Here is a 9654-nt window from a genome sequence, read left to right as displayed (position 1 = left end):
TGCTGATCCGCGATTACTAGCGATTCCGACTTCATGTAGGCGAGTTGCAGCCTACAATCCGAACTGAGAACGGCTTTAAGAGATTTGCTAAACCTCGCGGTCTTGCGACTCGTTGTACCGTCCATTGTAGCACGTGTGTAGCCCAGGTCATAAGGGGCATGATGATTTGACGTCATCCCCACCTTCCTCCGGTTTGTCACCGGCAGTCTTGCTAGAGTGCCCAACTAAATGCTGGCAACTAACAACAAGGGTTGCGCTCGTTGCGGGACTTAACCCAACATCTCACGACACGAGCTGACGACAACCATGCACCACCTGTCATTCTGTTTCCGAAGAAAAAGTCCTATCTCTAGGATTGTCAGAAGATGTCAAGACCTGGTAAGGTTCTTCGCGTTGCTTCGAATTAAACCACATGCTCCACCGCTTGTGCGGGCCCCCGTCAATTCCTTTGAGTTTCAACCTTGCGGTCGTACTCCCCAGGCGGAATGCTTATTGTGTTAACTGCAGCACTGAAGGGCGGAAACCCTCCAACACTTAGCATTCATCGTTTACGGCGTGGACTACCAGGGTATCTAATCCTGTTTGCTACCCACGCTTTCGAACCTCAGCGTCAGTTACAGACCAGAGAGCCGCTTTCGCCACTGGTGTTCTTCCATATATCTACGCATTTCACCGCTACACATGGAGTTCCACTCTCCTCTTCTGCACTCAAGTCTCCCAGTTTCCAATGCACTACTCCGGTTAAGCCGAAGGCTTTCACATCAGACTTAAAAGACCGCCTGCGTTCCCTTTACGCCCAATAAATCCGGATAACGCTTGCCACCTACGTATTACCGCGGCTGCTGGCACGTAGTTAGCCGTGGCTTTCTGGTCAGATACCGTCGAAACATGAACAGTTACTCTCATGCACTTTCTTCTCTGACAACAGGGTTTTACGATCCGAAGACCTTCTTCACCCACGCGGCGTTGCTCCATCAGGCTTTCGCCCATTGTGGAAGATTCCCTACTGCTGCCTCCCGTAGGAGTTTGGGCCGTGTCTCAGTCCCAATGTGGCCGATCAACCTCTCAGTTCGGCTACGCATCATTGCCTTGGTAAGCCTTTACCCCACCAACTAGCTAATGCGCCGCGGGCCCATCCGAAAGCGGTAGCCGAAACCACCTTTCACATAAACACCATGCGGTGTTCATGGTTATGCGGTATTAGCACCTGTTTCCAAGTGTTATCCCCCTCTTTCGGGCAGGTTGCCCACGTGTTACTCACCCGTTCGCCACTCAACTCTTTATCGGTGAGTGCAAGCACTCGGTGATAAAGAAGTTTCGTTCGACTTGCATGTATTAGGCACGCCGCCAGCGTTCATCCTGAGCCAGGATCAAACTCTCAATTTAAAGTTTGTGACTCTTTATTTTACTAGCGAATTGACTTCGCAAAATGTTTATTTGCTCTTATCGCTTAGATAAGAGACCCTGCACATTTGCTTATCGAAACTTTGTTCAGTTTTCAAAGATCTACTTGATAGATGTAATAACAAATTTATTATATCACATCTGGATTTTTATGTCAACTTATTTTTTATTTAATTTTTTAAACAAGAAATAAGCGACTAAATAATAATAACAAATCACAAACTCGACGTCAATGATTTTTTTATTTATTTTTTGCTAAATCAAATCAGCTTTTATATAATATCATCCCAACTGACTACTGTCAAGTTTGAATTACTAAATATTATCTGCTGCATCAGCAACTTTTATAGTATAGCAAGACTTAATATGGTCCGTCAATATTTTTTTGTAAAAAAATATCGTAGATCAACAGACCTACGATATTTTCACTTTAAATCAGTTATTTTCGTGCGGACGCATCGTTGGGAACAAGAGAACATCACGGATCGAAGGGGCATCTGTTAAGAGCATCACTAAACGATCGATCCCAATACCTAAACCACCTGTTGGAGGCATCCCATATTCCATAGCTTCGATATAATCTTCATCGATCCCTTCCGCTTCATCATTACCTGCTTGACGTTCAGCCACTTGAGCTTCAAAGCGTTGGCGTTGATCGATCGGATCATTCAATTCTGTAAAGGCATTAGCATATTCGCTTCCTAGAATAAAAAGCTCAAAACGATCAGTAAAGCGAGGATCTTCTGCATTTTTCTTAGCTAATGGCGAGATCTCAACTGGATGTCCGTAAACAAAAGTTGGATCTGTGATCTTATCTTCACAGAACTGTTCAAAGAACTCATTGATGATGTGGCCTACTTTCCAATATTGTTCATAGTGGACCCCATGCTCATCAGCTAAAGCACGCGCTTCTTCTAAAGTCATTTCTTGCCAGAAATCAACACCTGTATATTCTTTGATCAAGTCGACCATATGAACACGTTTGAACGGCTTATCAAAATCGACATCTTGCCCTTGATAGTTGACGATATTGTTATTTGAAACAACTGATGCTGCCGCTTTGAAGATCCCTTCAGTTTCATCCATCACATCTTTAAAATCATAGTAAGCTGCATATGATTCTAACATTGTGAATTCAGGGTTGTGACGTGTATCGATCCCTTCATTGCGGAAAACACGACCGATCTCATAAACACGTTCCATCCCCCCAACGATCAATCGTTTCAAATGTAGCTCGAGCGCGATCCGAAGATATAATTCGATGTCAAGTGCATTATGGTGGGTGATAAATGGACGCGCAGCCGCTCCCCCAGCTTGCGCATGTAACACTGGTGTCTCAACTTCCAAAAAGCCTTTGCCATCTAAATAACTTCTGATCGCAGAAACGATCTTACTGCGATTTACAAAACGTTGGTAGCTTTCTTGATTAGAAATGAGGTCTAGATAACGTTGACGGTAGATCTGCTCAACATCTTGCAACCCGTGCCACTTATCTGGAAGTGGACGTAGCGCTTTTGATAAGAAGGTCAATTCAGTCACTTTAAGCGTCAATTCACCCATATCAGTTTTGATCACATGACCTTTGATCCCTAAAAAATCACCTAGATCAGAACGTTTGAAGATGTGATACATCTCTTCGCCTACTTCATCTTTGCGGATATAAAGTTGCATCCGGCCACTGCGATCTTGCAGATCAGCGAAACCTACTTTACCTTTACCACGTTTTGCAACCATTCGCCCTGCGATCGTCGCTGTGATCTCAAGCGCATTTAATTCATCCTTATCCATTGCACCATATTTATCATGCAAATCTTGGTTCATTGCATCTCGTTCAAAACGATGACCAAATGGATCGATCCCCTCTTCGCGTAATTCCTGCATCTTTTCCCGACGCACACGCAATTGGTCATTCATGTTTTGTTGATTAGCCATTAAAAGTCCTCACTTTCCTATTCCTTTAGTATTTTTTTAATTATAGCACACTCTTTGCAGTCCGTTCCTTAATATCCGCCAAAAAACCATCAAAGATCGCCTGCATTTCAGCTTCACTTGCTGCTTCATTCAAGGCTGCTTTTGTACGCGCTGAACGTGGGATCCCTTTTAAATAGTACGCTGCTTGTGAGCGAAATTCTTTTGGACCTACGATCTCACCTTTAGCCTCAACTAAACGGTGTAAATGTTCTTTGGCGACTGTGATCTTTTCGTCTGGACTTGGTTCTTCTAAAAGTTCACCGGTTTCCAAATAATGCGTTGTCTGCTTAACGATCCAAGGGTTTCCTAAGGCTGCCCGTCCGATCATCACCGCATCAGCCCCAACTTCATCTAACATCTTTTTAGCATCTTGTGGCGTCCGTACATCACCATTTCCGATAAATGGGATCTTGTCTAACTTGTTTGCGACTTCATGCAACAATTCCCAATCAGCTTGTCCGGAATAAAGTTGCTTACGTGTGCGCCCATGCATTGCTAAAGCACTGGCCCCTGCTTCTTGAGCGGCAAGAGCATTCTCAACAGCTAAAATATGATCTTCATCCCAACCAGTCCGCATTTTGACAGTAACTGGTTTCTCGACTGAACTTGATACAGCTTTGACCATCTCATAAACTTTATCTGGGTCAAGCAACCACCGCGCACCAGCATCAGTTTTAGTCACTTTAGGAACTGGACATCCCATATTGATATCAATGATATCTGTATTGGTATTCTCAGCTACAAATTGTGCAGCTTCAACTAAAGTTTCTTTGCTTCCTCCAAAGATCTGAACACTAGCTGGATGTTCATTTGGATCGACAAATAACATCTCTAGCGTTTTTTTATTGCGAAAATGGATTCCCTTATCTGAGATCATTTCACAAACGACCATCCCTGCCCCAAATTCTTTACAGATCATCCGAAAAGCAACATTCGTTACCCCTGCCATCGGAGCGACGACAACTCGGTTGGGGATCGTTACATCTTTGATCTTCCACTCCATTACTTGATCTCACCTCGTTAAAATTTCTGTTTCGCTTGTTGATGATAGCACACTTTCTTTTTTCCGACTACTGCTGACGAGCGTTTTTTGCGATCGTACGCAATTCATCTTCAGTGAAATGATATTCTTTATTGCAAAAATGACAAAGCGCAGTAGCTCCATGATCTTTAGCGATCATCTCTTCGATATCCTTTTCAGGCAAGCTCGCCAAAGCTTTGGCAAAGCGCTCTTTTGAACAGTCACAGCGATAAGCTACCGGCATCGTTTCTAAGATCTCTAGATTTTCTTTGCCAAAGATCTCTTCTAAAATATCTTCTGGTCCCATACCTTGCCCCATCATTTCTGAAACAAGTGGCAAAGTTTTCAAACGTTCTTCTAATTTGTCTAAAACTTCATCTGTAGCCCCAGGTAAAACTTGGATCAAAAAGCCACCAGCTGTTTTGATCGTATTATCATCATTTACAAAGACAGATAGCCCTACAGCTGAAGGGATCTGCTCGGACTTAGCCAAATAATAAGTGAAATCCTCACCTAATTCACCTGACACCAGAGGAACTTGACCTGTAAAAGGTTCTTTTAAGCCTAGATCTTTTGTAACAGTCATGAACCCACTTGTACCAACTGCACCTTTAACGTCGATCTTATGCTTTTCATTTAAAGGCAAATGTACATGCGGATGTTGGACATAACCTTTGACTGTTCCATCGGTATTACCATCAACGACGATCCCCCCTAAAGGACCATCACCATTGATCTTGACTGTCATTTTACCGTCTTTTTTCAAAGAAGCTTCGGCCAATAATAAAGTTCCGATCAAAGCGCGTCCTAACGCAGCCGAAGCCGCACTCCATGTATCGTGATATTCTTGCGCTGTTCTGACTGTCTCTGTCGCATCAACCGCGTAAGCCCGTAATTGTCCTCCATAAACTAAACTTTTCACTAACCGATCTGTCATTTTAAACATCCTTTCTTTTCTTAACAAATAAAACAGCGGATAAATGAAGCTCATTTTATCCGCTGTTAAGATCAATCTTTATCTACATCATCATCGTCTTTTTGTTCTTTTGGATAAAAGACGACCGTTTCTTTGCTCGACTTTGTTTCAGTCGCATCTTTTTCACTTGGAAATTCTGAGTGCTCTGGTTTTGATGATTTATTTTCACGCTTCAAAGCTTCCTTGCGTTCTAAAGCTTCTTTTGATTCTTCAAAAGTCGTTGCTTGCGCTTTTTCACTTGGAAATTCATTTTCAGCTTGTGCTGGCATCTTACCAGTCTTATACAAACTCAAAATTTGTTTCTCATCAAGTGTTTCGTACTCAAGTAAGGCTTTGGCGATCACTTCATGTTGCTCTTTATGCTCTTCGATGATCTTCTTAGCTAAAGCCATCCCTTCTTCGGAAAGGCGTTTAACTTCCTCATCGATCGCATTTGCTGTATTGATCGAGAATGGAGCTTGACCTGGAACAGCATCCCCGGCAAACATACCACTTTGACCTTCATATTGGACTGGACCTAATTGATCGCTCATCCCATACTCTGTGACCATGGCACGCGCCAATTGAGTCGCTTGTTGGAAGTCGTTTGAAGCCCCTGATGATTGTTGTCCAAAGATCAATTCTTCCGCAGCACGTCCACCCATAAGCCCTGCGATCTGTTCTTGCATATCTTTCTTCGAAAGAAGCATTTGATCTTCTTTTGGCAACATGATCGCATAACCACCAGCACGACCACGTGGAACGATCGTTACTTTATGCACGACGCGAGCATCATTTAAAACTAAGCCCACGATCGTATGTCCAGCTTCATGGTAGGCGACGGTCTCGCGTTCTTTTTTGCTGATGACGCGATCGCGTTTAGCAGGACCTGCGATCACGCGATCTTCTGCTTCATCGATATCAGAAGCATCGATCTCTTTTTTATTGCGACGAGCAGCTAGTAAAGCAGCTTCGTTCAATAAGTTTTCTAGATCGGCCCCAACAAAACCTGGCGTTTGTTTAGCGATCATCTTCAGATCAACGTCAGACGCTAACGGCTTGTTCTTAGCATGAACTTTCAAGATCGCTTCACGCCCTTTGACATCTGGACGACCGACTAAGATCTTACGGTCAAAACGACCTGGACGAAGTAACGCTGGATCTAACACATCAGAACGGTTTGTCGCTGCCATCACGATCACGCCTTCATCGCCTTCAAAACCATCCATTTCAACTAAAAGTTGGTTCAAAGTTTGTTCACGCTCATCGTGACCACCGCCCATACCGTTTCCACGCCGACGACCGACCGCATCGATCTCATCGATAAAGATGATCGATGGGGCGTTTTTCTTAGCATTTTCAAACAAGTCACGTACACGACTTGCCCCGACCCCGACAAACATCTCAACAAAGTCTGAACCAGAGATCGAGAAGAAGGGCACGCCTGCTTCGCCAGCAACGGCTTTTGCTAGCAAAGTCTTACCTGTTCCCGGAGGTCCTTCTAGTAAAACACCCGAAGGGATCCGCGCACCAAGTGAGAGGAATTTGCGTGGATCACGCAAGAATTCGACTACTTCGACTAACTCTTGTTTTTCTTCTTCTGCACCAGCAACATCTGAGAAACGTACTTTATTGTTTTTCTTTTCAACTGGTTTAGCTTTCGACTTACCAAAGTTCATGACGCCACGGCCACCGCCACCGCCTTGACCAGCTTGGCCCATCATCATGTAGAAGAAGAAGATAAAGATCACAAGCGGTAGAACATAGATCAACAATTGGATCCAAATACTACTTGATTCCTCTTCTTTAGCACCATATTTGACTTTATTTTTATCAGCGTACTGTTTGATCTGACTGACAGAAGAATCATTAGTCAAAACATTGGTCGTAAATGAAGTTACTTCACTTGTCGTACCTGCGATCCCGGTCAACCCAGTCGTCCGCTTTATTTTTTCAGGTTTTTTGTAAGTCCCGGTGATCTTGTAAGTACTTCCCGCCGGTTGCATCGTAAAATCTTTAACGTTATTTTTCTTCAACTCAGAAATGAATTGACTTGTTTGGATAGGCTGTGATTGTGTTGTTTCTCGACCACCAAAGAAATAGTAGATCGCTCCCATGAAGCCTAAAAAGATCACGATGTAAAATAGACTATTTTTGAGCAGTCCATTTCTGTTATTGTTCATGGATTTCCCGCTATATAAATGTGGATAAAAGTTTATATAGTCTTCCTTTCATCTAAGATTACGCGCTAACGTCGCATAAAAAATACGACTACTCGACCCACAATGACCTTTTATCGAGTATTTTTTGGCTTATTTTACCTTAACCAACTAAGGCTATCGCAATCAATAATATCATATTTGACTAATCTTGACCATTAATTGTTCTCGTAAACTTCTGGTTTCAAGATCCCAACATAAGGTAGGTTACGATAGTGTCCTGTATAGTCTAGACCGTAACCGACAACAAACTCATTTGGCACTTCAAAACCAACGTAATCTGGAACAACTGACTTAACACGTCTTTCTGGCTTGTCAAGTAGTGTACAGATCTTAACTGAAGCTGCGTTGCGGTGCTTCAAAAGTTCAACTAGACGTTCTAAGGTACGCCCAGTATCGATAATGTCTTCAACGATCAAAACATGACGTCCCTTGACTGAAACATCAAGGTCTTTGACGATCTTGACTTCACCGGAAGATTCAGTTGCATTACCGTAACTTGAAACATCCATGAAATCAAGTTCACAGTACGTATCGATCTGACGCACGATATCGGCCATAAATAAAACGGCTCCTTTTAAAACGCAGATCACAAGCGGATTTTTGTCCTTCATATCAGCTGTGATCTGTTCACCCAATTTCTTTGTTACTGCTTCGATCTGTTCTTTACTATATAAGACTTCTTTGATGTCGTTATTCATCTATTTTTTCCTCTCTTCTGTCATCGCGACGATAAACTATTATGTATTGAATTTTAGCATTTACAGCCCGTGGTGACAAATCAGTTTTTTTGATCCCAAAGACCCAATAGACAAAATCTTTATCATCAACTAGATACCAAAGTTTAGCCCGTTCTTTAGCTGGAATTTTTTGATCGATCAAAAGACGGGTGATCTTTTTAGTCCCTTGTGAATAAGGCATCTTATCACCAGAAAGCCGTTGTCGCACATAAAAAGGGGCCTGTTCTTTAGACACGCTCAAGCTCTCGTCTCCTTCTTGAAAAACAAAAGTAGCTTTTTCAAAGAGGCCGACTTGCCCGTGTGGCAGTTTATGCCATTTTCCGACTTCAAGCCGCGTTTTTATTGTTTTTGCTTCGAACACAGCCGACTTTTTTTGAAAATAAAAGGTCTGATAACTTCGACAAAATTCCCGTCCCGCTCCAAGATCAAGCGCGACTTGCGGTCGTTCACCCACTAAGGCATTTTGAACTTGAGCTAACTTTTGCTTCGTAACTGCTAATTTTTCTTTAGCAAATAAAGCGCGCAAGACTTGGTGTTGCCACGCTAGCGAGAGTTGCTGAAAAGAAGTAACATCGTAACCTTCTGTTTTCTCTAACTGCTTTAATTTTGCTGGTAATTCAGCTGCAACTAGCTCATACAATTCAGTTAGTTGAGCTTCATAATCTGCAATATGCGTCAAAACTTTAGCGTTTTCTTGCTTAAGTTTTGGCATGAGTTTATGCCGGACACGGTTACGAAAGTAGCTCAGATCTTGATTCGTCTGGTCTTCAAAATAAGGGATCTTATTTTTTGTGATAAAGTCGCTGAGTTCGGCTTTTGAAAACGACAATAAAGGGCGAACTAAAAACTTATCTTTTTCAAAAACACGTTTGGCTTTGATCCCTGTTAATTGTTGCAATTCACCCCCGCGGATCAACTTCATCAAAAAAGTTTCAGCTTGGTCATCGGCATGATGGGCTGTGACTAAATATTTGATATTTTGTTTTTCTAAAATTTCTGCAAAAAAAGCATACCGAAAGGCACGAGCTTTAGCTTCCAAGCCAGTCACCGGCTTTTTTTGCCACTTCGTCCAATAAAGCGGAAAGCCTTGCTCTTGACAGTATTCTTGGATAAATCTTGTCTCAGCTTGACTTTCAGGCCGCAATTGATGATCAACATAAGCAATATTGATCTTTGGGCGCAGTTTACTTGGTAGGTGTGCTACTAACCACAAAAGCGCCATCGAATCTGCGCCTGTCGACACTGCTAGCAAAACAGCTTCGTTTTGGGGGACTAACTTAGCCCAATCATTTGCAAAGATCGTTTTTATTTGTTCCATTTTCTTTTTACCCATTTCTAACTTAA

At 42.6% G+C, this 9654-nt stretch carries 6 protein-coding genes and 1 rRNA gene (1 of these 7 only partly in view); all 7 read right to left on the bottom strand.

Annotation, left to right across the window (positions count from 1 at the left end; all coding sequences use genetic code 11):
* Nucleotides 1–1386, bottom strand: a 16S ribosomal RNA gene (locus QFX10_RS05445); it reaches 179 nt to the left of the window's first position.
* 453 nt (nt 1387–1839) lie between these two features.
* Nucleotides 1840–3336: a lysine--tRNA ligase gene (gene lysS / locus QFX10_RS05440; protein ID WP_280607184.1), complete on the bottom strand. Its 1497-nt coding sequence runs from the start codon at nt 3334–3336 to the stop codon at nt 1840–1842.
* 40 nt (nt 3337–3376) lie between these two features.
* Nucleotides 3377–4378 (bottom strand): tRNA dihydrouridine synthase DusB, encoded by a 1002-nt coding sequence (dusB, locus tag QFX10_RS05435; RefSeq protein ID WP_280607183.1) that lies wholly within the window; start codon nt 4376–4378, stop codon nt 3377–3379.
* 67 nt (nt 4379–4445) lie between these two features.
* A complete protein-coding gene (gene hslO / locus QFX10_RS05430; protein WP_280607182.1) occupies nt 4446–5333 on the bottom strand; it encodes an Hsp33 family molecular chaperone HslO in 888 nt (295 codons plus the stop codon).
* A gap of 71 nt (nt 5334–5404) precedes the next feature.
* Nucleotides 5405–7534 carry an ATP-dependent zinc metalloprotease FtsH gene (ftsH, locus tag QFX10_RS05425; RefSeq protein WP_280607181.1) on the bottom strand — a complete coding sequence of 710 codons (2130 nt, stop codon included), beginning with the start codon at nt 7532–7534 and terminating at the stop codon, nt 5405–5407.
* A 194-nt stretch (nt 7535–7728) separates the two neighbouring features.
* Nucleotides 7729–8271, bottom strand: a complete 543-nt coding sequence (gene hpt, locus QFX10_RS05420) for a hypoxanthine phosphoribosyltransferase (protein WP_280607180.1) — start codon at nt 8269–8271, stop codon at nt 7729–7731.
* Nucleotides 8264–9628: a tRNA lysidine(34) synthetase TilS gene (gene tilS, locus QFX10_RS05415; protein ID WP_280607179.1), complete on the bottom strand. Its 1365-nt coding sequence runs from the start codon at nt 9626–9628 to the stop codon at nt 8264–8266. The genes hpt and tilS overlap by 8 nt, the downstream gene beginning before the upstream one ends.
* Nucleotides 9629–9654: the final 26 nt, after the last annotated feature.

The sequence above is a fragment of the Ligilactobacillus faecis genome, from assembly GCF_029889745.1.
In the GTDB taxonomy this organism is placed as follows: Bacteria; Bacillota; Bacilli; order Lactobacillales; family Lactobacillaceae; genus Ligilactobacillus; species Ligilactobacillus faecis.
The sequence above is the reverse complement of the archived record's forward strand: the minus strand, read 5'-3'. Positions and strand labels throughout refer to the sequence as shown.

Bases quoted from the DNA above. Each gene is read 5' to 3' on its own strand.
- lysS (WP_280607184.1), bottom strand. From the start codon at position 3,336: ATGGCTAATCAACAAAACATGAATGACCAATTGCGTGTGCGTCGGGAA.
- dusB (WP_280607183.1), bottom strand. From the start codon at position 4,378: ATGGAGTGGAAGATCAAAGATGTAACGATCCCCAACCGAGTTGTCGTC.
- hslO (WP_280607182.1), bottom strand. From the start codon at position 5,333: ATGACAGATCGGTTAGTGAAAAGTTTAGTTTATGGAGGACAATTACGG.
- ftsH (WP_280607181.1), bottom strand. From the start codon at position 7,534: ATGAACAATAACAGAAATGGACTGCTCAAAAATAGTCTATTTTACATC.
- hpt (WP_280607180.1), bottom strand. From the start codon at position 8,271: ATGAATAACGACATCAAAGAAGTCTTATATAGTAAAGAACAGATCGAA.
- tilS (WP_280607179.1), bottom strand. From the start codon at position 9,628: ATGGAACAAATAAAAACGATCTTTGCAAATGATTGGGCTAAGTTAGTC.